The 25,191-nt window shown below is 64.2% G+C and carries 23 protein-coding genes, 4 tRNA genes and 1 pseudogene; 23 read left to right on the top strand and 5 right to left on the bottom strand.

All coding sequences use genetic code 11. The features are described from left to right. Positions 1-120 precede the first annotated feature (120 nt). Both yfiR and dgcN read left to right on the top strand, forming a co-directional pair. Positions 121-615: a regulatory sequestration protein YfiR gene (gene yfiR, locus AC3ANW_RS20175; RefSeq protein WP_488342611.1), complete on the top strand. Its 495-nt coding sequence runs from the start codon at positions 121-123 to the stop codon at positions 613-615. Continuing rightward, the gene (dgcN, locus tag AC3ANW_RS20170; RefSeq protein WP_488342610.1) at positions 612-1,835 is read left to right on the top strand and encodes a diguanylate cyclase DgcN/YfiN; all 1,224 of its coding nucleotides are present in this window, start codon (positions 612-614) and stop codon (positions 1,833-1,835) included. The genes yfiR and dgcN overlap by 4 nt, the downstream gene beginning before the upstream one ends. Here dgcN and AC3ANW_RS20165 read toward each other — a convergent pair whose 3' ends face one another. Continuing rightward, the gene (locus AC3ANW_RS20165) at positions 1,836-3,914 is read right to left on the bottom strand and encodes a site-specific recombinase (protein WP_488342609.1); all 2,079 of its coding nucleotides are present in this window, start codon (positions 3,912-3,914) and stop codon (positions 1,836-1,838) included. A gap of 8 nt (positions 3,915-3,922) precedes the next feature. Beyond that, positions 3,923-4,333, bottom strand: coding sequence for a Co2+/Mg2+ efflux protein ApaG (apaG, locus tag AC3ANW_RS20160; RefSeq protein ID WP_488342608.1), 411 nt, complete (start codon positions 4,331-4,333; stop codon positions 3,923-3,925). A 76-nt stretch (positions 4,334-4,409) separates the two neighbouring features. Here apaG and rpe point away from each other — a divergent pair, with 76 nt between their 5' ends. Further along, entirely contained in the window at positions 4,410-5,099 is a 690-nt protein-coding gene (rpe, locus tag AC3ANW_RS20155; RefSeq protein WP_488342607.1) for a ribulose-phosphate 3-epimerase, read from the top strand. Between the two features lie 355 nt (positions 5,100-5,454). After that, positions 5,455-7,632: a catalase gene (locus tag AC3ANW_RS20150; RefSeq protein WP_488342606.1), complete on the top strand. Its 2,178-nt coding sequence runs from the start codon at positions 5,455-5,457 to the stop codon at positions 7,630-7,632. A 67-nt stretch (positions 7,633-7,699) separates the two neighbouring features. Here the strand turns inward: AC3ANW_RS20150 and AC3ANW_RS20145 are convergent, their stop codons facing one another. Further along, on the bottom strand, positions 7,700-7,945 hold the full coding sequence (locus AC3ANW_RS20145; protein ID WP_488342605.1) for a hypothetical protein: 246 nt from the start codon (positions 7,943-7,945) through the stop codon (positions 7,700-7,702). Between the two features lie 42 nt (positions 7,946-7,987). Then, positions 7,988-8,437 (bottom strand): annotated as a pseudogene (locus AC3ANW_RS20140) (ferritin-like domain-containing protein); the annotation flags it as partial. A 107-nt stretch (positions 8,438-8,544) separates the two neighbouring features. Here AC3ANW_RS20140 and gph point away from each other — a divergent pair. From gph to AC3ANW_RS20110, 6 genes are all read left to right on the top strand, one after another. Beyond that, on the top strand, positions 8,545-9,225 hold the full coding sequence (gene gph, locus AC3ANW_RS20135; protein WP_488342604.1) for a phosphoglycolate phosphatase: 681 nt from the start codon (positions 8,545-8,547) through the stop codon (positions 9,223-9,225). A gap of 283 nt (positions 9,226-9,508) precedes the next feature. Continuing rightward, complete coding sequence (locus AC3ANW_RS20130) at positions 9,509-11,032, top strand: anthranilate synthase component I family protein (protein ID WP_488342603.1); 1,524 nt, start codon at positions 9,509-9,511, stop codon at positions 11,030-11,032. Between the two features lie 5 nt (positions 11,033-11,037). Next, positions 11,038-11,616, top strand: a complete 579-nt coding sequence (locus AC3ANW_RS20125) for an aminodeoxychorismate/anthranilate synthase component II (protein WP_488342602.1) — start codon at positions 11,038-11,040, stop codon at positions 11,614-11,616. Positions 11,617-11,636: 20 nt separating this feature from the next. Beyond that, positions 11,637-12,692 (top strand): anthranilate phosphoribosyltransferase, encoded by a 1,056-nt coding sequence (gene trpD / locus AC3ANW_RS20120; protein WP_488342601.1) that lies wholly within the window; start codon positions 11,637-11,639, stop codon positions 12,690-12,692. Next, positions 12,689-13,483, top strand: a complete 795-nt coding sequence (gene trpC, locus AC3ANW_RS20115) for an indole-3-glycerol phosphate synthase TrpC (protein ID WP_488342600.1) — start codon at positions 12,689-12,691, stop codon at positions 13,481-13,483. The genes trpD and trpC overlap by 4 nt, the downstream gene beginning before the upstream one ends. A 5-nt stretch (positions 13,484-13,488) precedes the next feature. Then, positions 13,489-14,196, top strand: a complete 708-nt coding sequence (locus tag AC3ANW_RS20110) for a uracil-DNA glycosylase (RefSeq protein ID WP_488342599.1) — start codon at positions 13,489-13,491, stop codon at positions 14,194-14,196. 7 nt (positions 14,197-14,203) lie between these two features. Here the strand turns inward: AC3ANW_RS20110 and AC3ANW_RS20105 are convergent, their stop codons facing one another. Continuing rightward, a complete protein-coding gene (locus AC3ANW_RS20105) occupies positions 14,204-15,301 on the bottom strand; it encodes a patatin-like phospholipase family protein (RefSeq protein WP_488342598.1) in 1,098 nt (365 codons plus the stop codon). A 133-nt stretch (positions 15,302-15,434) separates the two neighbouring features. Between AC3ANW_RS20105 and AC3ANW_RS20100 the strand changes: the two genes are divergently transcribed. The 13 genes from AC3ANW_RS20100 (at position 15,435) to rpoB (ending at position 25,181) form a co-directional block, all read left to right on the top strand. After that, positions 15,435-15,520 (top strand) — tRNA-Tyr (locus AC3ANW_RS20100). A gap of 64 nt (positions 15,521-15,584) precedes the next feature. Next, positions 15,585-15,658, top strand: a tRNA-Gly gene (locus tag AC3ANW_RS20095). Positions 15,659-15,746: 88 nt separating this feature from the next. Further along, positions 15,747-15,821: transfer RNA gene (locus AC3ANW_RS20090), tRNA-Thr, on the top strand. A gap of 73 nt (positions 15,822-15,894) precedes the next feature. Continuing rightward, complete coding sequence (gene tuf / locus AC3ANW_RS20085) at positions 15,895-17,085, top strand: elongation factor Tu (RefSeq protein WP_488342597.1); 1,191 nt, start codon at positions 15,895-15,897, stop codon at positions 17,083-17,085. A 16-nt stretch (positions 17,086-17,101) separates the two neighbouring features. Then, a tRNA-Trp gene (locus tag AC3ANW_RS20080) sits at positions 17,102-17,177 on the top strand. A gap of 109 nt (positions 17,178-17,286) precedes the next feature. Further along, on the top strand, positions 17,287-17,670 hold the full coding sequence (secE, locus tag AC3ANW_RS20075; protein ID WP_488342596.1) for a preprotein translocase subunit SecE: 384 nt from the start codon (positions 17,287-17,289) through the stop codon (positions 17,668-17,670). Further along, positions 17,670-18,281 carry a transcription termination/antitermination protein NusG gene (gene nusG, locus AC3ANW_RS20070; protein WP_488342595.1) on the top strand — a complete coding sequence of 204 codons (612 nt, stop codon included), beginning with the start codon at positions 17,670-17,672 and terminating at the stop codon, positions 18,279-18,281. The genes secE and nusG overlap by 1 nt, the downstream gene beginning before the upstream one ends. 138 nt (positions 18,282-18,419) lie before the next feature. Then, positions 18,420-18,851, top strand: coding sequence for a 50S ribosomal protein L11 (gene rplK / locus AC3ANW_RS20065; protein ID WP_318633069.1), 432 nt, complete (start codon positions 18,420-18,422; stop codon positions 18,849-18,851). Position 18,852: 1 nt separating this feature from the next. Beyond that, on the top strand, positions 18,853-19,551 hold the full coding sequence (gene rplA, locus AC3ANW_RS20060; RefSeq protein WP_488342594.1) for a 50S ribosomal protein L1: 699 nt from the start codon (positions 18,853-18,855) through the stop codon (positions 19,549-19,551). 57 nt (positions 19,552-19,608) lie between these two features. Continuing rightward, complete coding sequence (locus tag AC3ANW_RS20055; RefSeq protein WP_488342593.1) at positions 19,609-19,812, top strand: hypothetical protein; 204 nt, start codon at positions 19,609-19,611, stop codon at positions 19,810-19,812. A 10-nt stretch (positions 19,813-19,822) separates the two neighbouring features. After that, the gene (gene rplJ, locus AC3ANW_RS20050) at positions 19,823-20,365 is read left to right on the top strand and encodes a 50S ribosomal protein L10 (protein ID WP_488342592.1); all 543 of its coding nucleotides are present in this window, start codon (positions 19,823-19,825) and stop codon (positions 20,363-20,365) included. Positions 20,366-20,407: 42 nt separating this feature from the next. Further along, complete coding sequence (rplL, locus tag AC3ANW_RS20045) at positions 20,408-20,782, top strand: 50S ribosomal protein L7/L12 (protein WP_488342591.1); 375 nt, start codon at positions 20,408-20,410, stop codon at positions 20,780-20,782. A gap of 286 nt (positions 20,783-21,068) precedes the next feature. Then, a complete protein-coding gene (gene rpoB / locus AC3ANW_RS20040) occupies positions 21,069-25,181 on the top strand; it encodes a DNA-directed RNA polymerase subunit beta (RefSeq protein ID WP_488345471.1) in 4,113 nt (1,370 codons plus the stop codon). Positions 25,182-25,191 lie beyond the last annotated feature (10 nt).

Below are 25,191 nucleotides of genomic sequence, written 5' to 3'. Positions count from 1 at the left end.
AGGGCAACGAGAAGGCGGCGCGCCATCCGTGGGCGACCGCTGAAGCAAACGGGTGACTTTACAGGCAGCGTGCGACGCGCCGGCAAGGGGCCAGGAATCTCGAAAACAGGTGTCATCGCCATGTCCGTCATGGGCTGCTTCGCGGCATTGCTGGTGCGCGCGGCCCCGGCCCCTGGGCAGGCCGCCGACGCCGCCGCGACCATCCACGGCATCCTGGGTTTTGCCCGCTGGCCGGGCGATCCGCACCAGATCCGGCTTTGCGTGGTGGGTCGCACCCGCTATGGCGACACGCTGCCGCCCGGCGACCGGACGCACCACCACCGGGTGACGGTGCATCGAAGCCTGCCGGCCGACAGCCGCGGCTGCGAGGCGATCTATATGGGCGACCTTTCGCGCCGGCAGTGGGAGGCGCTGCGGCGGCGCATCGCCGGCCGGCCGGTGCTCACCATCGGCGACCGGCCCGAGGCCTGTTACCGCGGCGACATGTTCTGCCTGGACCCGCCACCGGGCGGCGGCTCGGGTTTCGACGTCAATCTGACCTCGCTGGCGCGCAGCGGTGTGCGGGTGCATCCGGGTTTGCTGCAACTCGCGCGGAACCAGGTGCGATCACCGTGAAACGCCGGTCTTTGCAGCAGACGCTGCGGCGCGGCCTGTTCGTGTCGGTGACGGTGGCGGTGCTGGCCGCCGCGGTGCTGCTGGCCTGCATGGGCGCGCTGGTGCTGCGCGAGCAGGCTGCGCACAACCTGCAGCTGGCGGCGCGTTCTGCCGGCTACACGGTCGAGCCCGCGATGGTGTTCCACGACAGCGTCGAAATGTTCGATGCGCTGGCGCTGATCGCCGGGTCGGAAGACATCGCCGAAGCCTCGGTGTTCGACCTGGACGGCCAGTTGCTGAGCCACTGGAGCCGTCGCACCGCCACCCGCTGGGCCGGCGCGCAGGACCTGCTGGCGCGCTGGCTGCTGCCACCCGCGGCCGACCAGCTGGTGCTGCACGACGGCGCACCCATCGGTCGGGTGCGCATGCGGGGTGCCGGGCGCGGGCTGCTGGGTTTCGTGCTGGGCGGCATCGGCGCCGTGCTGGCCTGCCTCCTTCTGAGCGCCCTGCTGGCCGCCGCCGTCATGCAGCGTGTGATCGGTCGCATCCTCGAGCCGCTGCGGCCGCTGGCGGCGGTGCTGCGTGGAGCGCGGGTGGAACGTACGCCGGGCCTGCGGGTGCCGGCCGCCGGCATCGACGAATTCCACCGGCTGGGGGAAGACGTCAACACGCTGCTGGCCGAGCTGGAATCGCGCCAGCAGCATCTGCAACGCGAGAACGCCCACCTGAGCCACCGCGCCAGCCATGACAGCCTGACCGGGCTGCACAACCGCGCCACCTTCGAGCAGGCACTGGCCTCGGCGGTGGCGGCGGCTGCGTCCACCGAGGGGCAGCTGGCCCTGCTTTTCGTCGATGCCGACCGGTTCAAGCAGATCAACGACGAACGCGGCCACGATGCCGGCGACCGGGTGCTGGTGGCCATCGGCCGGCGCATCCGGGCTCAGGTGCGTGACCACGACGTGGTGGCGCGGCTGGGCGGCGACGAATTCGCAGTGCTGCTCGACGGGCTGCGCGGCGCACGTGAGGCCGGGCGCATCGCCGGAGCCATCGAGTCCGGCATGCGCGAGCCGATTTCGCTCGACGGCGGCGGCAAGGTGGAAGTCACGCTGAGCATCGGGGTGGCGCTTTTCCCGCAGGACGCGACCGATGCCGCCGGCCTGCTGCGCGCCGCCGACCGGGCCATGTACCGCGGAAAGCGCCTGCGGCCGCAGGGCCGTCGCAGGCCGTCGTCCGCGGGCTGATCAGTGCGGTTCGATGCGTTCGGCCGGTGGCGTTGGCGGCGCTGACGGCGGCGGCGGTGCCGATGGTGCCGATGCGACCTTGTCGCGGGCCGGCAGGAAAAAACTCAGCGGCCGGTGCAGCAGGCGTTTCCAGATGGCGCTGCGGATACGCGCCCGCGCCGGGCTGCCGACATTCTGCGCCCGCAAGGCCAGCCGGAAGGCCAGGGTGAAGCTGACCGTCAGGTTGAGCGCGCCGATCACCGGAATGGCGGCGATGCACATCCAGAAGGCCGGCATGTGCAGGCTCTGCAGGCCGTAGGTGACGGCGGCGCCGGCGATCTGCCCGGTGGACAGCGTGACATGGCGCGCCTCCAGCCCCAGGCCGACGAAACCCAGCAGCGGCGGCACCATGCCCAGCATGACGCCGAGCGAGATGTTGGAGGCAAATCCCGAGATGTGTTCCCGCATGAAATGCGCCCAGCGTGCCGCCCGCACCTTGCCCAGCACCCGGATGATGGCCGGGTTGAAACGCATGGCCGACTCCAGGTGGTGCAGCACGAACCAGTTTTCTGCCCAGCCCGCGATGATGCTGGCCGCGAACAGCAGCACGCCGGTGAAGGCGGCGAACAGCGCGGTCGGGCCGAGGATGTTGAGCGACTGCAGCGTGTGCGCCGCCTCGGACGGTTTCACCAGCGGATGCCCCAGCACCAGTTGCAGCAGCCAGGCCAGCAGCAGCATCACCGGGAACACCGTCAGCACGTTGCCCAGCACCGCGGCGACCTGCGATCGCACCAGGTGGGTCACCTCGTCGACAAAACGTTCGACGCCGGCCTGGTTCTCGATCTGTTTCAGGCGGGCCGCCATGGCTGGAGCCGTCATGGCCGGCTGTTTGGTGGCGAGGGTGCAATGCAGCAGCTGGATCAGCACGAAGCTGCCGGCATACAGCACGCTGGACCACACGCCGCCCCAGAAGGCCGACAGGCCCAGCAGCACCAGCGCGAACTTGCCCAGCACCGTGCCGGCCGTCAGCACGCCGCCGCCGGCCGCCTGCCGCAGCATGCGCCGGTAGGCCTCCCGGTCGCGGGTGATGTAGTGCTCTCCGGTTTCGGCGCTGCGCTCGGCCACCTTGGCGGCCAGCAGCGACGAATTGGCGGCCACCAAAGCCCGCACGCTGCGGCGTTCCTGGCCGACCAGCACCAGCCGCGAAAGGAGCCGGGCAGCGGCGTACGGCGGGCTGTCCGACAGCACGCAGTCGAGCAGTTCGCGGATGCGCAGCAGGCGTTCGCGCAGCTGGCGCAGGCGGAACACCAGTCCGACCGAAATGCCGTTGTCCTCGAGATGGGTGTAGATGCTGTTGGCGGCGTGGCGGCAGGCGTCGAGCCGCTCGCGCAGGCGCTGCACCGCATCGGCCAGGTATTCGGCGTCGCGGGGCTCGCGCAGCACTTCGACGCGCAGCACCTCGACGTCGATCATGACGCCGTGGAAGGGCCGGGCCAGCCGCGCCGCATCGCCCATGCGCAGCCGGAGTTCGGGGGAGAAACCGGTGGCCACCACCTGGCCGGCGCAGTAGGCGATCGCGTCCAGCAGGGTGTGTTGCCAGGGCGACGCGGCGGTGGACGATACGGCCGCCGCGTTTTCGGCCAGCAGCGCTTCGGGCGGCGCCAGCAGGTCGGCCACGCGGGCCAGCTGACGTTCGTCCAGCGCTGCGATCCACAGGGCGTCGAAGGCATGCGGCAGGGCCAGCGGGAACAGCTCGGCGGCGTCCTGCGTCTCGGGGCTGGCGGGCAGCACCTTCCGGCGCAGGCGGTCGGAGAGTTCGCTGGCGAAGGCGGTGCGATGGGCGAAACCGAAGTCGGCCAGCAGCGGAGTGAAGTCGACCGTATCGACCAGCGCGGCCCACCAGGCGGCCAGGCGCAGGCGGGCGCCCGGCTGGGTGGCCAGTGCGTCGAGCAGCAACTGCACCCGGCTGACGGCGGCTTGCGGATTACTGCTCTTGCCGCGAATCCATTCGAACAGGCCGATCAGCCACAGGTGCCGATCAGCCAGGGGGGCCTGCGGGTCGAGGGTGTCGAGCAGGCTTTGCAGATCACGTTTTGACATCGACAGGTTCAGTGCAGCACGCGGGGTGCGCCTGCGTCCATGCCGGCGCCGGGCGTGCCGTCGGATTCGAGTACGAACAGCGGGACCGGCACCTCGAATCGATGGGCGTCTTCGGCTACGCAGAAAAACGAGCCGTGCATGGTGCCGCTCGACGCACGGAGCTGGCAGCCGCTGGTGTAGCGGAAGGATTCACCGGGCTGCAGCAACGGCTGCTGGCCCACCACCCCGAGGCCCCTGACTTCTTCGGAGCGGCCCTGCGTGTCGCGGATGATCCAGTGGCGGGCAATCAGCTGCGCCGGGATGTCTCCGGTATTGGTGACGGTGATGGTGTAGGCAAAGCCGAATAGCTGGTCTTCGGGTGCGGAGCGGTCGGGGAGGTACTGCGGCTGAACCGCCACAGTGAACTGGTAGTTCGGCATGGGGCGATATTAGTCCGTGGCAGGCGCGCGACTGTATGCATCACGGTTACCAGGCCTGCTGCGAGAATTGCACCCCATGAGCGCAGAACCCACCTATCGTATTGCCCCCTCCATCCTGTCCGCCGACTTTGCACGCCTGGGCGCGGAAGTCTCGGACGTCGTCGCTGCCGGTGCCGACTGGATCCATTTCGATGTGATGGACAACCATTACGTTCCCAACCTCACTTTCGGCCCGATGGTCTGCCAGGCCCTCAAGCCGCATGCCAGGACCCCCGCGGGCGTTGCGGTGCCGATCGACGTGCACCTGATGGTGCAACCCGTCGACGCACTGGCGGCCGCCTTTGCCGAAGCCGGCGCCGACTTCATCAGTTTCCACCCCGAAGCCAGTACCCATGTTCACCGCAGCGTGCAGGCCATCCGCTCGAAGGGCGTCAAGGCAGGACTGGTTTTCAACCCCGGCACGCCGCTCGACGTGCTGGACTGGACGATCGAGGACCTCGACCTGATCCTCATCATGAGTGTCAACCCGGGTTTCGGCGGCCAGAGTTTCATCGACTCGGCACTGCGCAAGATCGAACTGGTGCGCAAACGCATCGACGCCAGCGGCAAGGACATCCGCCTGGAAGTCGACGGCGGCATCAAGCCCGACAACATCGCCCGCGTGGCGGCAGCCGGCGCCGACACCTTCGTGGCCGGCAGCGCCATCTTCGGCAAACCCGACTACCGTGGGGTCATCGACTCGATGCGCACCGCCCTGAAGGGCTGACCGGCCTTACTGCTGCAGCCCCCACAGCCCTGCGCCAAGGCTGTGGGAGAACGCTGACAGCACGACATCGTTTTTCCCACAGGGTCCGACTGCATCGGGCTACGGTTGCCACCTTTACCGCTCGTTAACCTTCTTTCAAGCCTGGAAACCAGGCGAGCAGACGGTTTTTGAAGCAGTAATCGACAACGGGCAACGGGGGAACGAGCCATGGAATGGGTTTTGTGGAGTGTGGCGGGCTTGATGGCGTTGGTCGCCCTGGCCGCGGTCGTCAATGCTCTCGAGTGCTGCTTCGACTACTGAAGAACAACAAGGGGCCGCGCCCCATGTGGCGCAGCACTGAAGGAACCCACACACCATGGTGCAATCCAGGAACGGCGCACGCGGCAAGCCGAAGGCTGCCAGCGCCGCCGGCGACAAGGTCCAGCAACTAGCCGCCTATGCCGACGAGCCGGCGCAAGTGCTGACCACCAACCAGGGTCTGCAGATCCCGGACAACCACAATTCGCTGAAGGCCGGTCTGCGCGGCCCGACCCTGCTGGAGGACTTCATCCTTCGCGAAAAGATCACGCATTTCGACCACGAACGCATACCGGAGCGGGTGGTGCATGCGCGTGGCGCCGCAGCCCATGGACATTTCCATGTCTACAAGGCGCTGTCGGAATACACCACTGCCCAGTTCCTGAACGACACCGAGGCACGCACGCCGGTGTTCGTGCGTTTCTCGACTGTGGCCGGTTCACGAGGCTCCGCCGATACTGCTCGCGACGTGCGGGGATTCGCGGTCAAGTTCTATACCCAGGAAGGCAACTACGATCTGGTCGGGAACAACATGCCGGTGTTCTTCATCCAGGACGCGATCAAGTTTCCCGACCTGATCCATGCGGTGAAACCCGAACCGCACAACGAGATTCCGCAGGCTGCCAGCGCGCACGACACCTTCTGGGATTTCGCCTCCCTGATGCCAGAAACCACTCACATGCTGATGTGGGCGATGAGCGACCGGGCTTTGCCGCGCAGCTTCCGCATGATGGAAGGGTTCGGCGTCCACACCTTCCGCATGATCAACGGCCGGGGCGAGTCGCATTTTGTGAAGTTCCACTGGAAACCCAAGCTCGGCGTGCATGGCCTGGCGTGGGACGAAGCACAGAAGATCGCCGGCAAGGATGCGGACTTCCATCGGCGCGATCTGTTCGATGCCATCGAAAAGGGCCACTTTCCGGAATGGGAACTGGGCCTGCAGATCATGTCCGAAGACAAGGCTGCATCGCTGGGTTTCGACGTCCTGGATGCGACCAAACTCATCCCCGAAGAGATGGTGCCGGTGACCCCGGTCGGCCGGCTGGTGCTGGACCGCAATGTCGACAACTACTTCGCCGAGACCGAGCAGGTGGCCTTCCATCCCGGCCATCTGGTCCCGGGCATCGACTTCACCAGCGATCCGTTGCTGCAGGGCCGGCTGTTCTCTTACACCGACACGCAGTTGTCGCGTCTGGGTGGACCCAATTTCCATGAGATCCCGATCAACCGGGGCATCGTGCCTGTCCACAATTTCCAGCGTGACGGCATGCATCGCCAGACCATCGGACGCGGCCAGGTTTCCTATGAGCCTAACTCGCTGGCGGCCGGCACCGAATTCAGGGTGGATGGGGGCCAGACCGGTTTCCACAGCCAGCCGGACAATACCGTCGAGCCGCCCAAGGTGCGGCGGCGGAGCCCGAGTTTCGACGACCACTTCAGTCAGGCGACGCTGTTCTGGAACAGCATGTCGACGGTCGAGAAGGAACACATCGTCGCCGGCTTCCGGTTCGAGTTGAGCAAGGTCAACACCCTGGCGGTGCGCCAGCGAATGGTCAACAACCTGGCCCATGTGGATGCCAAGCTGGCCAAACGTGTGGCCGCGCCGCTGGGCATCGAGCCCCCGGACGAAAAGGCGGCGGCAGGCCAGGCGGGTTTCCGTAATGTGCGCTTCGAATTGCCCATCGAGGAATCGGCCGCGCTGAGCATGACACCCAGGCCCGACAAGGGCGGCATCCAGACGCGCAAGGTGGCGATCCTGGCGCACGACGGCGTCGACGTGGTGTCGCTGCGCCCGGTGCAGCAGGCACTGACCGACGCCGGTGCCGAATGCTGGATCCTGGCCCCTCGGCTGGGCGCGGTGGCCACTGCAGGCGGCAGGCGGCTCGAAGTCGCCGGTACCTTCCAGACCATGCCCTCGGTCATGTTCGACGCCGTGCTGGTGCCCGGTGGCAAGGACAGCGTCGAAGCGTTGCGCAAGGTGGGCGACGCGGTGCATTTCGTGCTCGAAGCGTACAAGCATTGCAAGCCGGTCTGCGCCATCGCCGAAGGGGTGCAGATGCTGTCGCTGCTTGGCATACGCCCCGGGGCCGATGCCGAGGCGCTGGCCAATCATCCCGGGGTGGTGCTGGGCGAATCCGGTACAGAGGCAGGTGTGGCCACGGCTCAGGCCTTCATCGCTGCGATGCTCGTGCATCGTCACTGGGACCGGCCCGATATCGACTCGGTGCCGGCCTGATCCGGTCCTGTCAAACGAGAAAGCCCCGCATTGCGGGGCTTTCTCTTTTACGGACGCTTGACCTGGCTCAGGCGTCTTTCTGGACCTTGTCGTAGACCTTGTCCATCACGGGGCCCTTGTCCGTATCCTGCGTGCCGTTGGTGGCGTCTTCATGGGCGGCCTTGCCGACCTCGTTGTTGCCCGGCTGACGACCTTTCTGGCTATCCGCAGAGGTGTCGTGTTCATTGGGTGTGCGTGGCACCCGGCCGCCCTCGGTTTCCTGTTGGGCGGTACGGGTGTCGCCTTTCGAAGGCTTGTTTTCCATTGCGGTCATTCAGAGATCGCGGTTGGTGTTGTCGATATCGTATTGGCGGCGTGCGCGTTCCCAGGCTGCGCGGCTGGCCGGGCGAGCCTGGTCCCACGACAGGCGCGAGCTTCCGCGGCGGCTGTCCCACGTCGATCCGAGTTCGGCATCGTAGGTGTCGAAGTCGCCGCTGCGGGCTGCGAAACCTTCGTAGCCGGTGCGATAGGCCGGTGCGTAATCGTCGTAGCCGAGGCCGTCTGTGTAATAGGGCTCACCCACGTACGCGTCGCGCCAGTAGGCGTCTTCCGCTGTGGGATTCACGGCTTCGGCCGCGCCCTTGCCTGCCAGTCCGCCGACTACCGCACCGATGACGGTGCCTACCGCCACACCGACCGGCCCGCCGGCCAGGCCAAGGGCTGCGCCGGTAATGGCACCACCGCCTGCGCCGATGCCGGTTCCGATGGGGTGAGCGCCCGGTTCGTCGCTGATCGGGTCGCGGTTGAGAGAGTCTTCGCGTGCCATTTGGATGTCCTTTCGATGTTCTCTTGGAGAAATGCATGCTGGCCGCGATGCACGGTCTTATCGGTAGGACGGTGCTGCCGCCGGCTGTAGGCGGGTCTAATACCGGCATGACGCTTGTTTCTTCCCTTTCCCCGAACCGATTCGACGCGGCCATCGTCGACCTCGACGGCACCATGGTCGACACCCTCGGCGACTTCGAAAAATCACTCGGCGCCATGCTGGTGGAACTGGGCGCGGCCCCGTTGCCGCGCGAGACCGTGATGCGCCTGATCGGCAAGGGATCGGAGCATCTGGTGCAGTCGGCGCTGCCGCTGGCCGGCCTGCCGCAGCAGGATCCGGAAGAAGCGCTGGCGATTTACTTCCGGCATTACGAAGGCATCAACGGCCGGTTCTCCACCGTTTTCCGCGGCGTTCCTGAAGGTCTTGCGGCGTTGCGTGCATCCGGCCTGCGGCTGGCCTGCCTGACCAACAAGCCGCTGGTCTTCGCGTCGGGCCTGCTGAAGGCCAACGCGCTGGACGGGTATTTCGACCACGTCTTTGGTGGCGACAGTTTTTCCCGCAAGAAACCCGATCCGCTGCCCATGCTGGAGACCTGCCGTGCACTCGGCACCGATCCTTCACGCACCGTGGCGGTGGGCGACTCCGGCAACGATGCCCAGGCCGCCAGCGCGGCCGGCTGCACGGTGGCGCTGGTCAGCTACGGCTACAACCATGGTGAACCCATCCGCTCGGTCAGGGCCGATTTCTACCTGGATTCGCTGGTGGAACTGGCGCCTCTGCTGGGCTGATTCGCTGTTGGCCGCTGCTACACTTCGGCGCATGTTCGTCCACCGCACTTTACGTACAGGTCTTGCCGACCGGGGAGCCTGGCCCTGGCGCCGGCCGTCCGCTCCTGTGTGCGCGTAACACCCGGTTGACCCGCCGGGCACGGGCACACCCCAACCCGGCGTCTTGCCCCGGCCGCATGGCCCCTTCGGCAAACGCCCCCACGACGACGAACCCCGGCCTGTCCGCCCGCGCTTGAACGGCGGCGGGTGGCACGTGCCGGGTTCATGCTGGAGATTCCCAAGCGTGTTCACCGAAATTGAATTCAAGGCCCTCGCTCAGCAGGGATACAACCGCATTCCCCTGGTCGCCGAAGCCTTCGCCGACCTGGAAACCCCGCTGTCCCTTTACCTGAAACTGGCCCATGTCCAGGATGGCGGGCGCAACAGCTTCCTGCTGGAATCGGTGGTCGGCGGCGAACGTTTCGGCCGCTACAGCATCATCGGACTGCCGGCACGCACCCTGCTGCGCGCCAGCGGCTTCGGTGCCGATGCGCGCACCGAAGTGGTCTGCGACGACGAGGTCATCGAGACAGTTGCGGGCAACCCGCTGGACTTCATCGCCGTCTATCAAAGCCGCTTCAAGGCGGCCGTACGGCCCGGGCTGCCGCGTTTCTGCGGTGGCCTGGCCGGATATTTCGGCTACGACGCGGTGCGCTACATCGAAAAAAAACTTGAAGAAAGCTGCCCGCCCGACACCCTCGGATGCCCCGACATCCTGCTGCTGCAATGCGAGGAACTGGCAGTCATCGACAACCTTTCGGGCAAGCTGCACCTGATCGTCTATGCCGACCCTTCGTTGCCGGGTGCCTTCGATGCCGCCAAGGCCCGCATCGACGTGCTGCGCGAACGCCTGCGCCAGCCGGTGGTGGCGCCGGAGATCAAGCCGTCGCACAGCCATCCGTCGCAGCGCAGTTTTGCCAAGGCCGACTACATCGCCGCGGTGGAACGCGCCAAGGAACTGATCGCGGCCGGCGACTTCATGCAGGTGCAGGTGGGTCAGCGCATCGAGAAGAAATTCACCGAGCCGCCGCTGTCGCTGTATCGCGCGCTGCGCATGCTGAACCCCTCGCCCTACATGTATTTCTATCACCTCGGTGCAGGATTGAAAGGGCAGGGCGGCGACTTCCACGTGGTGGGCGCTTCGCCCGAGATCCTGGTGCGCCAGGAATGTACCGACGAAGGCCAGAAGATCACCATCCGCCCGCTGGCCGGCACCCGTCCGCGCGGCGCCACGCCGGAGCTGGACCGTGCCGCCGAAATCGAGCTGGTCAACGACCCCAAGGAGCGCGCCGAACACGTGATGCTGATCGACCTGGCGCGCAACGACATCGGCCGCATCGCCAAGCCCGGCACCGTGAAGGTGACCGAGGCCTTCGCGGTGGAGCGCTACAGCCATGTGATGCACATCGTCAGCAACGTCGAGGGTGTGCTGAAGGACGGCATGACCGCGATGGACGTGCTGAAGGCGACCTTCCCTGCCGGCACCCTGAGCGGCGCACCCAAGGTGCACGCCATGGAACTCATCGACCAGCTGGAACCGGTCAAGCGCGGCCTCTACGGCGGTGCCTGCGGCTACATCAGCTACGGCGGCGACATGGACGCGGCCATCGCCATCCGCACCGGCCTCATCAAGGACCAGGTGCTGTATGTGCAGGCTGCGGCCGGCGTGGTGGCCGATTCGGTGCCAGAGCTGGAATGGAAGGAAACCGAAGCCAAGGCGCGTGCGTTGCTGCGTGCCGCTGAACTGGTCGAAGAAGGCCTGGAGTAAACATCATGAAACTCTTGATGATCGACAACTACGACAGCTTCACTTTCAACATCGTCCAGTACTTCGGTGAACTGGGAGCCGACGTGGAAGTTTTCCGCAACGACGAGATCACCGTGGACGGCGTGGCCGAGCGCATCGCGGCCGGCATCGACCGGCTGGTCATTTCGCCCGGGCCGTGCTCGCCCGCCGAAGCCGGTATTTCGGTGGCAGCCATCCGCACATTCGCCGGCCGGTTGCCCATCCTGGGCGTGTGCCTGGGCCACCAGGCCATCGGTGCTGCATTCGGCGGCAAGATCGTGCGGGCGCAGCAGCTGATGCATGGCAAGACCAGTCTCATCACCACGACGCAGAAGGGCGTTTTTTCCGACCTGCCGGAGCAGTTCACCGTCAACCGCTACCACTCGCTGGCCATCGAAAAGTCGGCGCCGCCCGAGGTGCTGGAGGTGACCGCCTGGACCGACGACGGCGAGATCATGGGTGTGCGCCACAAGACGCTGCCCGTCGAGGGTGTGCAATTCCATCCCGAGTCGATCCTCACCGAGCACGGCCACGCCATGCTCAAGAATTTCCTGGACGGCAAGTGAAGAAGCCCGAGGAAAACGCCATGCCCATCACTCCCCAGGAAGCGCTGCAGCGCACCATCGAACACCGCGAGATCTTCCATGACGAAATGCTGCACCTGATGCGGCTGATCATGCGGGGCGAGATGTCGCCGGTGATGATGGCGGCCATCATCACCGGGCTGCGGGTGAAGAAGGAAACCATCGGCGAGATCACCGCCGCAGCCCAGGTGATGCGCGAGTTTTCGACACGTGTCGAAGTGGCCGACACGACCCATTTGGTGGACATCGTCGGCACCGGCGGCGACGGTTCGAACACCTTCAACATCTCCACCTGCACCATGTTCGTCGCGGCGGCTGCGGGTGCGCGTATCAGCAAGCACGGCGGGCGCAGCGTCAGCAGCAAGAGCGGCAGTGCCGACGTGCTGGAAGCGCTGGGGGCAGACATCAACCTGCCGGCTGGCCTGATCGCCGACTGCATCGCCCGGACCGGCATCGGTTTCATGTTCGCGCCCAACCACCATCCGGCGATGAAAAACGTGGCCCCGGTGCGCAAGGAACTGGGCGTGCGCACGATGTTCAACATCCTGGGCCCGCTGACCAACCCGGCCGGCGCACCCAACATCCTGATGGGTGTCTTCCACTCCGACCTGGTCGGCATCCAGGTGCGCGCATTGCAGCGCCTGGGCGCGCAGCACGCGCTGGTGGTCTACGGCAAGGACGGCATGGACGAACTGAGCCTGGGGGCCGCCACGCTGGTCGGCGAACTGAAGGACGGTGTCATCCGTGAATACGAAATCCACCCCGAGGATTTCGGCCTGACCATGTCGGGCAACCGGGCGCTGAAGGTCGACACCCCCGGGCAGTCGATGGCCTTGCTGCTGGGCGTGCTGGACGGCCAGCCCGGCCCTGCACGGGATATCGTGCTGCTGAACGCGGCGGCCGCACTGTATGCGGCCAACGTCGCCGATTCCATCGCCGAGGGCCTGGTGCGTGCACGTACCGCTCTCGATTCCGGCGCCGCGCGCGCTAGGCTCACCCGGTTCGTCGAAGAGACGCAGCGGCTGGGCCGACAACACCAGAACAAGGCCACTGCATGAGCGACATCCTGGACAAGATCAACGCGGTCAAACGCGAAGAAGTGGCCGCGGCCCAAAGAAAAATGCCTTTGGCGGCCATGCGCGCCGACGCTGAAAGCCGGGTGCTGACACGCGATTTCGTCGGAGCCATGCGGGCCAAGGTCGCGGAGGGCGATCCGGCGGTCATCGCCGAAATCAAGAAAGCCAGTCCGTCCAAGGGCGTGATCCGGGCCGACTTCATTCCGGCCGACATCGCCCAGAGTTATGCCGAAGGCGGCGCAGCCTGCCTGTCGGTGCTGACCGACAAGCAGTTCTTCCAGGGCAGCGTGGATTACCTGAAGCAGGCGCGTGCCTCGGTGGGCCTGCCGGTGTTGCGCAAGGATTTCCTGGTCGACCCGTACCAGGTCTACGAGTCGCGTTCCATGGGTGCCGACTGCATCCTGCTGATCGCCGCCAGCCTGGACGACGGCCTGATGGCCGAGATGGAAGCCGTCGCGCTGAGCCTCGACATGGCCGTGCTGGTCGAAGTTCACGACCGCGCCGAACTGCAACGTGCGCTTAAGCTGCGCACGCCGCTGGTGGGCATCAACAACCGCGACCTGCGCACTTTCGAAGTCACGCTGGACACCACGCTGGCGCTGATGGCCGATGTGCCGGCCGACCGCCTGCTGGTGACCGAATCCGGCATCGTCGACAAGGCCGATGTCGAGCGCATGCGTTCGGCTGGCGTGCACGCGTTCCTGGTCGGCGAGGCCTTCATGCGCGCCGAAGAACCCGGCCAGGCGCTGGCCGACCTGTTCTTCGAGGGCTGAAATCCATGGCGTCCGATCAGCTGCAAAGCGCAGACCCGGCTGACTGGCCGGTCGCTGCCGGCTGGCAGCCGCTGGTCGACGATTTCTTCCGCGGCGCGGTCGGTGAAAAATTGCTGGCCTTCCTGGCTGCACGACTCGCCGCGGGTGCCACCATCTTTCCGCCGCAGCCCCTGCGGGCGCTGGAACTGGCCTCGCCCGCGCAGGTACGGGTGGTGATCCTGGGGCAAGACCCGTATCACGGCCGCGGGCAGGCTGAAGGTCTGGCTTTCTCGGTCGCGCCGGGCGTGGCGTTTCCGCCCTCGCTGCGCAATATCTTCAAGGAACTGCAGCGCGACCTGGGGACGCCGCCGCCGGCGTTTCCATCGCCCGGCGGCAGCTTGGTGAAGTGGGCGCGCAACGGCGTGCTGCTGCTCAACACCTGCCTGACGGTCGAAGAAGCCCAGCCCGCCAGCCACGCCGGCAAGGGCTGGGAAGTGCTGACCGACACCATCATCCGCCACGTGGCGCAGGGCGACCATCCGGTGGTTTTCATGCTGTGGGGCTCGCATGCGCAGAGCAAACGCGCGCTGATCGATGCCGGACGTCATCTGGTGCTGGTGTCGAACCATCCTTCACCGTTGTCGGCGTTGCGCCCGCCGCTGCCCTTCATCGGCAATGGGCATTTCTCACAGGCGCGGGACTGGCGCGACCGGCACGGCCAACCGGCCGGCTGACGGCGCTTCAGGCGCGGTAACCGGCGCCCACGTAATCACGGTGGATGTCGATCGTGCCTTCGGTGCCGATGGCATCGAAATGCTTGCCCAGCCACTTCGCGGCCGCCGCGGCACCCTCGCCGAAAAGCTTTTCCATCATCGCGGTGTCGGCGGACAGCTTGCTCGCCGCCGAAAGCTCCTGCATCGCCTTGCCGCCGTCGATGCGGTGCAGACGGACGCTCCTGTAGCCTTCCGCCTCCACCAAAGCGCCCCGCGCGATCAGCCGGTTGATGAAGTCGATGCTGCGCATCTGCGACAGTAGGCTGGCGTTGAAGTTGAGTTCGTTTACCCGCTCCGCGATCTCCTGCACGGTCTGCGGCAGGGGCTCGCGCGACATCGGATTGAGCTGCACCAACACGATGTCACGGCTTTCGCAGGTGTCGATCAGCGGAGCCAGCGGCGGGTTGGAAGAAAAGCCGCCATCCCAGTAATGTTCGCCGTCGATCTCGACCGCCTGGAACATCTGCGGCAGGCAGGTCGAAGCCATCAACGCCTGCAGCGTGAGGCGCCGTCCCTGGAAGATCTCCGCGCGCCCGGTACGGACCTGGGTGGCCGAAATGAACACCTTCGGATGCTCGATGCGGCCGATCGTCTCGAAATCTATCTCTGCATCAAGCAGGCGGCGCAAAGGGTTGAAGTCGAGCGGGTTGGACTGATAGGGCGACATCCAGCGGCTCATGGCATCGCTGAACGCGCCGCTGGCGGAGACGGCGTCGCTGCTCCAGCCGCTGGTCAGCATGCGGGCGATGCCCTGCGCCATCGATCCCAGGCTGCCGAGCCCCGCCACGCCACGCCAGACGCGGGCGAGTGTTTCACGGGCAAGTCGGGCACGGTCTTCGTGGCTCGGGCCTCCCTTGGCAAAGCCATGGGCCACCGCCATGGCATTGACCGCGCCGGCGCTGGCCCCGCTCAGACCCGCGATCTCCAGGCGGGTGTCCGCCAGAAGCGTGTCCAGCACACCCCAGGTGAAAGCGCCGTGCGAGCCGCCGCCCTGCAGCGCCAGGCTGATCTGTCGAGGGGCCGGTGCCTCTGCAGCAACCACGGGAAGCGGTGATGGACGACTCATGTAAATCCCTGTTTGGACAATGCACCACGGTTCATGTTGCAGTGCAGCATTGTGCCGAAATGCAAGCCTCCATCAAAAAAGTGCGGTGCTATTGTGAATTTCCAGAAATTACAGATATACTGCGAGGCTTGCCGGAGGGGTGCCCGAGTGGCTAAAGGGGGCAGACTGTAAATCTGTTGGCTTACGCCTACGCTGGTTCGAATCCAGCCTCCTCCACCAGCAAGACAAATAGAAGTGGCAGCGGACCTTTGATCGCCTGAATCGATGATCGTATCGGTTTCATGCGGGAGTAGTTCAATGGTAGAACCCCAGCCTTCCAAGCTGATGACGCGGGTTCGATTCCCGTCTCCCGCTCCAGTTTTTGTCTTGTCGGTGTCCGTTTGGATCTGGCAGTTGTGTTGAATTCAGTGTGGTTCGTTGAAGTTGTCTGAGACGAGCCTTCACTGCCCTTGTGGCTCAGTGGCAGAGCACTCCCTTGGTAAGGGAGAGGTCGTGGGTCCGATTCCCGCCAAGGGCACCAATTGTGGCGCCATCCTTCGGGGTGGCGCCCATTCCTGTTGTTTTGGATTTGAGATTTTTTTCGGAGTCGAAAAATGGCAAAAGGAAAATTCGAACGGACCAAGCCCCACGTCAACGTGGGCACCATCGGTCACGTCGATCACGGCAAGACCACGCTGACGGCTGCGATCGCAACCGTTCTGTCGAAGAAGTTCGGCGGCGAAGCCAAGGCTTACGACCAGATCGACGCAGCGCCTGAAGAAAAGGCCCGCGGCATCACGATCAACACCGCCCACGTCGAGTACGAAACGGCCAACCGCCACTACGCTCACGTCGACTGCCCCGGTCACGCCGACTACGTCAAGAACATGATCACCGGCGCTGCCCAGATGGACGGCGCCATTCTGGTGTGCTCGGCCGCTGACGGCCCGATGCCCCAGACCCGTGAACACATCCTGCTGGCTCGCCAGGTGGGCGTGCCTTACATCATCGTGTTCCTGAACAAGTGCGACATGGTCGACGACGCCGAGCTGCTCGAGCTGGTCGAAATGGAAGTGCGCGAGCTGCTGGACAAGTACAGCTTCCCAGGCGACGACACCCCCATCATCCACGGTTCGGCGAAGCTGGCCCTGGAAGGCGACACCGGCAAGCTGGGTGAAGAAGCCATCATGGCCCTGGCCAACGCGCTGGACACCTACATCCCCACGCCCGAGCGCGCTGTGGACGGTGCCTTCCTGATGCCCGTCGAGGACGTGTTCTCGATCTCCGGCCGCGGCACCGTCGTAACCGGTCGTATCGAGCGCGGCATCGTCAAGGTCGGCGAAGAAATCGAAATCGTCGGTATCCGCGACGTGCAGAAGACCACCGTCACCGGCGTGGAAATGTTCCGCAAGCTGCTGGACCAGGGCCAGGCTGGCGACAACGTCGGCCTGCTGCTGCGCGGCACCAAGCGTGAAGACGTCGAGCGTGGCCAGGTTCTGTCCAAGCCCAACTCGATCAAGCCGCACACGCACTTCACCGCTGAAGTCTACGTTCTGTCGAAGGACGAAGGCGGCCGTCACACGCCGTTCTTCAACAACTACCGTCCGCAGTTCTACTTCCGCACGACCGACGTGACCGGTGCCATCGAGCTGCCGGCCGACAAGGAAATGGTCATGCCTGGCGACAACGTGTCGATCACCGTCAAGCTGATCAACCCGATCGCCATGGAAGAAGGCCTGCGCTTCGCTATCCGCGAAGGCGGCAAGACCGTCGGCGCCGGTGTCGTGGCCAAGATCATCGCCTGACAGGTAACTGTTTCGTAGGGGTATAGCTCAATTGGCAGAGCGTCGGTCTCCAAAACCGAAGGTTGTAGGTTCGATTCCTACTGCCCCTGCCACCTAAGGTGGTAACCAAGCCCGTCAAGACCTGACGGGCTTCGGCGTCTCCAGGGTTCGTTCGGCGGGCCGGCGACGCTTTCTCGATGCATTGCAGGAAATCCCAGCTTCATGGCAACCTCCCAAGTTGAAACCGTCAGCACCGGCGCGGACAAGGCCAAGATCGGCCTTTCCGTCGTTCTGGTGCTGGCCGCGCTGACGGCGTTCTATCTCCTGTCGCGCCAGGGTGCGTTGGTGCAATGGGCTGCCCTGCTGGTTGGCCTGGTCGTTGCCGCGGTTCTGTTCTTCACGTCGGAATCCGGCAAACAGCTGATCGCCTTCGGTCAGGACTCCTGGCGCGAGGTTCGCAAGGTCGTATGGCCTGCTCGCAAGGAAGCCATTCAGATCACCGCCTATGTGTTCGGTTTCGTCGTCGTGATGGCACTGTTCCTGTGGGTGACCGACAAGACGCTGGAATGGGTCTTCTATGACCTGCTCCTGGGCTGGAGAAAATAATGGCGGACACCGTGGAAAACACATCTGGCGAGGCTTTGCTGCCCGAAGGTTCTGATGCTCCGGCGGCTGTTGTCCGTCCGGACCTGCGCTGGTACATCGTCCATGCATACTCGGGCATGGAAAAGGCTGTCGAACGCAACATCGTCGAGCGCATCACGCGCGCCGGCATGGAAACCAAGTTCGGCCGCATCCTGGTGCCGACCGAAGAAGTCGTCGAAGTGAAGAACGGCCAGCGCCGCACCACCGAACGCCGCTTGTTCCCAGGCTATGTGTTTGTCGAAATGGTGATGGACGACGAATCCTGGCACCTGGTGAAACACACCAACAAGGTGACCGGTTTCGTCGGTGGCGCCAAGAACCGTCCGGCTCCGATCTCCGAGGACGAAGTCCAGAAGATCGTCAGCCAGATGCAGGAAGGCACCGAAAAACCTCGCCACAAGGTGGAGTTCATCGTCGGCGAGCTGGTTCGTGTCAAGGAAGGTCCTTTCACCGACTTCAATGGGTCGGTCGAAGAGGTCAACTACGAGAAGAGCAAGGTCCGCGTGTCGGTGACAATTTTCGGTCGTGCCACCCCGGTCGAACTCGAATTCGGCCAGGTCGAGAAGACCTGACCGGTTTCCAGAATAATTTTGCTGCAGGCGCCTCTCGACTCGGTGCCTGCGGTGTAGTCGGAAGAGTCGTCTAACCCCGGGGAGCCCGGCGATCCGTTCTGGATCCGTCGGGCGTTTTTACCCGCAAGGAGAACAAACATGGCGAAAAAAATCGTCGGTTTCGTAAAACTGCAAGTGCCCGCAGGCAAGGCCAACCCTTCGCCTCCGATCGGCCCGGCGCTGGGTCAGCGCGGTCTGAACATCATGGAGTTCTGCAAGGCGTTCAACGCCCAGACCCAAGGTGTCGAGCCAGGCCTGCCGCTGCCGGTGGTCATCACCGCATTCGCGGACAAGAGCTTCACCTTCATCATCAAGACGCCGCCTGCGACGACCTTGATCAAGAAGGCCATCAAGCTGGACAAGGGTTCGCCCGTGGCCAACAAGCAAAAGGTCGGCAAGATCACCCGCGCTCAGCTGGAAGAGATCGCCAAGACCAAGATGAAAGACATGAACGCCGCCAGCGTCGACGCAGCAGTGCGCACGCTGGCCGGTTCCGCCCGCTCCATGGGCGTGACGGTTGAGGGCCTCTGAAATGACTAAGCTCACCAAGAAACAAAAAGCCCTCGAAGGCAAGGTCGACTCCAACAAGCTGTACGCGCTGACCGAAGCCATCTCGATGGTCAAGGAAGCCGCTACCGCCAAGTTCGATGAATCCATCGACGTGGCCGTCCAGCTGGGCATCGACGCCAAGAAGTCCGACCAGGTCGTCCGCGGTGCCGTCGTGCTGCCCAACGGCACCGGCAAGACCAAGCGCGTTGCCGTGTTCGCCCAAGGCGCCAAGGCTGAAGAAGCCAAGGCCGCCGGCGCCGATATCGTCGGCATGGACGATCTGGCCGCCATGGTGAAGGCTGGCGATATGCCCTTCGACATCGTCATCGCTGCACCTGACGCCATGCGTGTCGTCGGTACCCTGGGCCAGATCCTGGGCCCGCGCGGCCTGATGCCCAACCCCAAGGTGGGCACTGTTACCGCTGACGTCGCAACCGCCGTCAAGAACGCCAAGGCTGGCCAGATCCAGTTCCGCGTCGACAAGGCCGGCATCATCCACGGCACCATCGGCCGTCGTTCGTTCGACTCCGACAAGCTGCAAGGCAACCTGGTCGCGTTGATCGATGCGCTGACCAAGGCAAAGCCTGCTACCAGCAAGGGTGTCTACCTGCGCAAGGTGGCCGTGTCCTCGACCATGGGTCTGGGCGTCCGTGTGGACACCCAATCCATCAACGCAGCCTAATCAGCTGCACGAATTCGGATGACCGCAAGGTTGTCCGGTGGTGGGCTGGAGCCCAGCATGACGGCAGTGACGCCGACGGCAGGACTCCAGGCCATCCAAGACCGCTGGTGTGTGGCGCAGGCTGCACTTAATCGCCACCTGGTGGCCAGCGCAGATGGCGATCCCGCTGCCGATGGAAAAAGTTTCGTGCCTTTCCTGAAAAACAGTTGGTCGCTGCAACAAGAGTGTGCCGAAGGGCCTTCCGGCCTCAGGCACTTTTAAGGAGTAGACCTTGAGTCTTAATCGCAGTGAGAAAGAAGCGGTCATTGCAGAAGTGACCAGCCTCGCCGCCAAAGCTCAAACGCTGGTGATTGCGGAATACCGCGGCATCACGGTCGCCGACATGACGAAACTGCGCAACGAAGCGCGCAGCAAGAGCGTGACCCTGAGTGTTCTGAAGAACACCCTGGCCCGCCGTGCTGTCGCTGGCAGCGGTTTCGAAATCGTCGCCGACCAGATGACCGGTCCGCTGATCTACGGCTTCTCTGAAGACGCTGTGGCCGCCGCCAAGGTGCTGGCCGACTTCGCGAAGACCAACGACAAGTTGGTCATCCGCGGTGGTGCGTTCTCGGGCAAGTCGCTGGACGTCAACGGCGTGAAGCAACTGGCCAACATCCCGTCCAAGGAAGTGCTGCTGGCACAACTGCTGGGCCTGATGCAGTCGCCCATCTCTCGTACCGCCCGCGTTCTCGCGGCGCTGGCCGAGCAGCGTGGCGCTGGCGCGGAAGCTGAAGCCCCGGCTGCAGAAGTTGCTGCCGAAGCTGCCGCAGCTTGATTGCGCGGCAAATCAACCAATATTGTTTTTTAGGTATTCAAAATGGCATTCGATAAAGACGCATTCCTGACCGCGCTCGACAGCATGACGGTCCTCGAACTCAACGACCTGGTCAAGGCCATCGAAGAGAAGTTTGGCGTGTCCGCAGCCGCCATGTCGGCACCGGCAGCCGGCGGCGGCGCTGCTGCTGCAGCCGTCGAAGAAAAGACCGAGTTCAACGTCGTCCTGACCGACGCCGGTGCACAGAAGGTTTCCGTCATCAAGGCCGTGCGCGAAATCACCGGCCTGGGTCTGAAGGAAGCCAAGGACCTGGTCGACGGCGCTCCGAAGAATGTCAAGGAAGGCCTGCCCAAGGCAGACGCCGAAGCCGCTCTGAAGAAGCTGCTGGACGCTGGTGCCAAGGCTGAGCTGAAGTAAGCTCTTCTCCGGCAGGAGGCTGGGGTGCCGAAAGGCCCCCAGCCTTTTGCTGTTTCAGGGAAAGTGTTAAGAACACACCACAAAGATGCCCTGATCCGGCATTTTTGTAGTGTCTTCTGAGCCCCGACGACAGAAGGCGCCTTGGTCCGGGCGATGTGCAATGCATCGCCGTCCGCCATGGTTGGTAGTGGCCAACCGCCAAGCTCGCTGCGCGTGTGTAAGTGTTGAATGACCGCGCGCGGCGGGTCAAGTCGAATCAGGACTCATGTCTTTGCCCGGAGAACTCATGGCCTATTCCTATACCGAACGCAAGCGCATCCGCAAAAGCTTCGGCAGCCGCGACAGCGTGCTGGAAGTTCCTTACCTGCTGCAAATGCAGAAGGACGCCTATACCGCCTTCCTGCAGGCCGATACCGCACCTCGGAAACGTACCATCGAAGGACTGCAGGCTGCTTTCGATGCCGCGTTCCCGATCGTCTCCCACAATGGTTTCGTGGAGATGAAGTTCGTCGAGTACAACCTCGCGAAACCCGCCTTCGACGTCCGTGAATGCCAGACCCGTGGTCTGACCTTCGCCTCGGCCGTGCGTGCCAAGGTGCAGCTCATCATCTATGACCGCGAGTCGTCGACTTCGCAGTCCAAGGTGGTCAAGGAGGTCAAGGAACAAGAGGTCTACATGGGCGAAGTGCCCCTGATGACCGAGAAGGGTTCCTTCATCATCAACGGTACCGAGCGTGTCATCGTCTCGCAGCTGCACCGTTCGCCCGGCGTGTTCTTCGAACACGACAAGGGCAAGACCCACAGCTCGGGCAAGCTGCTGTTTTCGGCACGCATCATCCCCTACCGTGGTTCCTGGCTCGACTTCGAATTCGACCCGAAGGACATCCTGTACTTCCGCGTCGACCGTCGTCGCAAGATGCCCGTCACCATCCTGCTGAAGGCCATCGGCCTGACGCCGGAGACCATCCTGGCGAACTTCTTCGTCAACGACAATTTCCGCCTGATGGACAGCGGCGCGCAGATGGAGTTCGTCTCCGAGCGCCTGCGTGGTGAAGTCGCCCGTTTCGACATCACTGACAAGGCCGGCAAGGTCGTGGTGGCCAAGGACAAGCGCATCACCGCCCGCCACACCCGCGAGCTGGAGCAGTCGGGCACCACCCATATCAGCGTGCCCGAGGACTACCTCATCGGCCGCGTGGTGACCAAGAACATCGTCGATGCCGACACCGGTGAAATCATCGCCAAGGCCAACGACGAACTGACCGAAGTGCTGCTGAAGAAGCTGCGCAGCTCGGGCGTGCAAGACCTGCAGGTGATCTACACCAACGAACTCGACCAGGGTGCGTACATCTCGCAGACCCTGCGCAGCGACGAGACCGTCGACGAGTTCGCAGCCCGTGTGGCCATCTACCGCATGATGCGTCCCGGCGAACCTCCGACCGAGGACGCGGTCCAGGCCCTGTTCCAGCGCCTGTTCTACAACCCGGACACCTACGACCTGTCGCGCGTCGGCCGGATGAAGTTCAACGCCAAGGTCGGCCGTGACGAGTCCACCGGCCCCATGGTCCTGACCAACGACGACATCCTGCAAGTCGTCAAGATCCTGGTCGACCTGCGCAACGGCAACGGCGAAGTCGATGACATCGACCACCTGGGAAACCGCCGCGTTCGTTGCGTCGGTGAACTGGCCGAAAACCAGTACCGCACCGGCCTGGCTCGTATCGAGAAGGCCGTCAAGGAACGTCTGGGCCAGGCCGAGCAAGAGCCGCTGATGCCGCACGACCTGATCAACTCCAAGCCGATTTCCGCGGCCCTGAAGGAGTTCTTCGGTGCGTCGCAGCTGTCGCAGTTCATGGACCAGACCAACCCGCTGTCCGAGATCACGCACAAGCGTCGTGTCTCGGCTCTTGGCCCGGGCGGTCTGACCCGCGAACGTGCAGGCTTCGAAGTGCGCGACGTGCACGTGACCCATTACGGCCGCGTCTGCCCCATCGAAACGCCCGAAGGTCCGAACATCGGGCTGATCAACTCGCTGGCCCTGTACGCCCGCCTCAACGAATACGGCTTCATCGAAACCCCGTATCGCCGTGTGGTGGACGCCAAGGTCACGATGGACATCGACTACCTGTCGGCCATCGAAGAAGGCAAGTACGTCATCGCCCAGGCCAATGCGGTGCTGGACAAGGACGGCAAGCTCACCGGCGACCTGGTCTCGGCCCGTGAAGCCGGCGAATCGATCCTGGTCGGTGCCGAACGCATCCAGTACATGGACGTGTCGCCTGCCCAGATCGTGTCGGTGGCGGCATCGCTCGTGCCCTTCCTGGAACACGATGATGCGAACCGCGCGCTGATGGGCGCCAACATGCAGCGCCAGGCCGTGCCGGTTCTGCGCCCTGAAAAGCCGATGGTCGGCACCGGTATCGAACGCGTTTCCGCGGTCGACTCCGGCACCGTGGTGACCGCGACCCGCGGCGGTATCGTCGACTACGTCGATGCCACCCGCATCGTGATCCGGGTGAACGACGAAGAAGCCCAGGCCGGCGAAGTCGGCGTGGACATCTACAACCTGATCAAGTATCAGCGTTCCAACCAGAACACCAACATCCACCAGCGTCCCATCGTCCAGAAGGGCGACAAGCTGGCCAAGGGTGACGTGGTGGCCGACGGCGCATCGACCGACCTGGGCGAACTCGCCCTGGGCCAGAACATGCTCATCGCCTTCATGCCCTGGAACGGCTACAACTTCGAAGATTCGATCCTGATCTCCGAACGTGTCGTTTCCGAAGACCGCTACACCTCGATCCACATCGAGGAACTGGTGGTCATGGCACGCGACACCAAGCTGGGCGCAGAAGAAATCACCCGCGACATCCCGAACCTGGCCGAGCAGCAGCTCAACCGCCTGGACGAGTCCGGCATCATCTACGTCGGCGCCGAAGTCTCGCCTGGCGACACGCTGGTCGGCAAGGTCACGCCCAAGGGCGAGACCACGCTCACGCCCGAAGAGAAGCTACTCCGCGCCATCTTCGGCGAGAAGGCCTCCGACGTGAAGGACACCTCGCTGCGCGTGGACCAGGGCTCGCAAGGCACCGTGATCGATGTGCAGGTGTTCACCCGCGAAGGCATCCAGCGCGACAAGCGCGCCCAGCAGATCATCGACGACGAGCTGAAGCGTTTCCGCCTGGACCTGAACGACCAGCTGCGTATCGTCGAGGCCGACGCCTTCGACCGTATCGAGAAGCTGCTGACCGGCAAGACCGCCAACGGCGGCCCGAACAAGCTGGCCAAGGGCAGCAAGCTCGACAAGGCCTACCTGTCGTCGGTCGAGAAGTTCCACTGGTTCGACATCCGTCCGGCCGAAGACGAAGTCGCGACCCAGCTGGAGTCGATCAAGAACTCGCTCGAGCAGACCCGCCACAGCTTCGATCTGGCTTTCGAAGAAAAGCGCAAGAAGCTGACGCAAGGCGACGAGCTGCCTGCAGGCGTGCTGAAGATGGTCAAGGTCTACCTGGCCGTCAAGCGCCGCCTGCAACCCGGCGACAAGATGGCCGGCCGCCACGGCAACAAGGGTGTCGTGTCCAAGATCGTTCCGGTCGAAGACATGCCCTACATGGCCGACGGTACGCCGTGCGACATCTGCCTGAACCCGCTGGGCGTGCCTTCGCGCATGAACGTCGGCCAGGTGCTGGAAGTCCATCTGGGCTGGGCCGGCAAGGGCATCGGTCAGCGCATCGGCGATATGCTGCAGCGCGAAGCCAAGGTGGCCGAGCTGCGCAAGTTCCTTGAAGAGCTGTACAACAGTTCGGGCCACAAGGAAGACCTGTCCCTGCTGGACGACGGTCAACTGCTGGCGATGGCCGAAAACCTGACCAAGGGCGCGACCTTCGCCACCCCGGTGTTCGACGGCGCCGCCGAAGAAGACATCCGGGCCATGCTGAAGCTGGCGTTCCCGGACGAGATCGCGAAGGCCAAGAACCTGACCGATACGCGTACCCAGGCCTGGCTGATCGACGGCCGTACCGGCGAGCAGTTCGAGCGTCCGACGACTGTCGGCTACATGCACTTCTTGAAGCTCCACCATCTGGTCGACGACAAGATGCACGCACGTTCCACCGGTCCGTACTCGCTGGTGACGCAGCAACCGCTGGGCGGCAAGGCCCAGTTCGGCGGCCAGCGTTTCGGTGAAATGGAAGTGTGGGCGCTGGAAGCCTACGGTGCTTCCTACGTGCTGCAGGAAATGCTCACCGTGAAGTCCGATGACGTGGTAGGCCGTACCAAGGTGTACGAATCCATCGTCAAGGGCGAACACTCCATCGAGGCCGGCATGCCGGAATCGTTCAACGTTCTGGTCAAGGAAATCCGTTCCCTGGGCCTGGACATCGAACTCGAACGTTCCTAATCGGAAAGGT

Source organism: Xylophilus sp. PBN-3R (genome assembly GCF_057747805.1).
This window is presented reverse-complemented; position numbering and strand designations above follow the sequence as displayed.

Excerpts from the sequence above, each read along its gene's own strand:
- yfiR (WP_488342611.1), top strand. The coding sequence starts at position 121 with ATGTCCGTCATGGGCTGCTTCGCGGCATTGCTGGTGCGCGCGGCCCCG.
- AC3ANW_RS20165 (WP_488342609.1), bottom strand. The coding sequence starts at position 3,914 with ATGTCAAAACGTGATCTGCAAAGCCTGCTCGACACCCTCGACCCGCAG.
- apaG (WP_488342608.1), bottom strand. The coding sequence starts at position 4,333 with ATGCCGAACTACCAGTTCACTGTGGCGGTTCAGCCGCAGTACCTCCCC.
- rpe (WP_488342607.1), top strand. The coding sequence starts at position 4,410 with ATGAGCGCAGAACCCACCTATCGTATTGCCCCCTCCATCCTGTCCGCC.
- AC3ANW_RS20150 (WP_488342606.1), top strand. The coding sequence starts at position 5,455 with ATGGTGCAATCCAGGAACGGCGCACGCGGCAAGCCGAAGGCTGCCAGC.
- AC3ANW_RS20145 (WP_488342605.1), bottom strand. The coding sequence starts at position 7,945 with ATGACCGCAATGGAAAACAAGCCTTCGAAAGGCGACACCCGTACCGCC.
- gph (WP_488342604.1), top strand. The coding sequence starts at position 8,545 with ATGACGCTTGTTTCTTCCCTTTCCCCGAACCGATTCGACGCGGCCATC.
- AC3ANW_RS20125 (WP_488342602.1), top strand. The coding sequence starts at position 11,038 with ATGAAACTCTTGATGATCGACAACTACGACAGCTTCACTTTCAACATC.
- trpD (WP_488342601.1), top strand. The coding sequence starts at position 11,637 with ATGCCCATCACTCCCCAGGAAGCGCTGCAGCGCACCATCGAACACCGC.
- trpC (WP_488342600.1), top strand. The coding sequence starts at position 12,689 with ATGAGCGACATCCTGGACAAGATCAACGCGGTCAAACGCGAAGAAGTG.
- AC3ANW_RS20110 (WP_488342599.1), top strand. The coding sequence starts at position 13,489 with ATGGCGTCCGATCAGCTGCAAAGCGCAGACCCGGCTGACTGGCCGGTC.
- AC3ANW_RS20105 (WP_488342598.1), bottom strand. The coding sequence starts at position 15,301 with ATGAGTCGTCCATCACCGCTTCCCGTGGTTGCTGCAGAGGCACCGGCC.
- tuf (WP_488342597.1), top strand. The coding sequence starts at position 15,895 with ATGGCAAAAGGAAAATTCGAACGGACCAAGCCCCACGTCAACGTGGGC.
- secE (WP_488342596.1), top strand. The coding sequence starts at position 17,287 with ATGGCAACCTCCCAAGTTGAAACCGTCAGCACCGGCGCGGACAAGGCC.
- nusG (WP_488342595.1), top strand. The coding sequence starts at position 17,670 with ATGGCGGACACCGTGGAAAACACATCTGGCGAGGCTTTGCTGCCCGAA.
- rplK (WP_318633069.1), top strand. The coding sequence starts at position 18,420 with ATGGCGAAAAAAATCGTCGGTTTCGTAAAACTGCAAGTGCCCGCAGGC.
- rplA (WP_488342594.1), top strand. The coding sequence starts at position 18,853 with ATGACTAAGCTCACCAAGAAACAAAAAGCCCTCGAAGGCAAGGTCGAC.
- AC3ANW_RS20055 (WP_488342593.1), top strand. The coding sequence starts at position 19,609 with ATGACGGCAGTGACGCCGACGGCAGGACTCCAGGCCATCCAAGACCGC.
- rplL (WP_488342591.1), top strand. The coding sequence starts at position 20,408 with ATGGCATTCGATAAAGACGCATTCCTGACCGCGCTCGACAGCATGACG.
- rpoB (WP_488345471.1), top strand. The coding sequence starts at position 21,069 with ATGGCCTATTCCTATACCGAACGCAAGCGCATCCGCAAAAGCTTCGGC.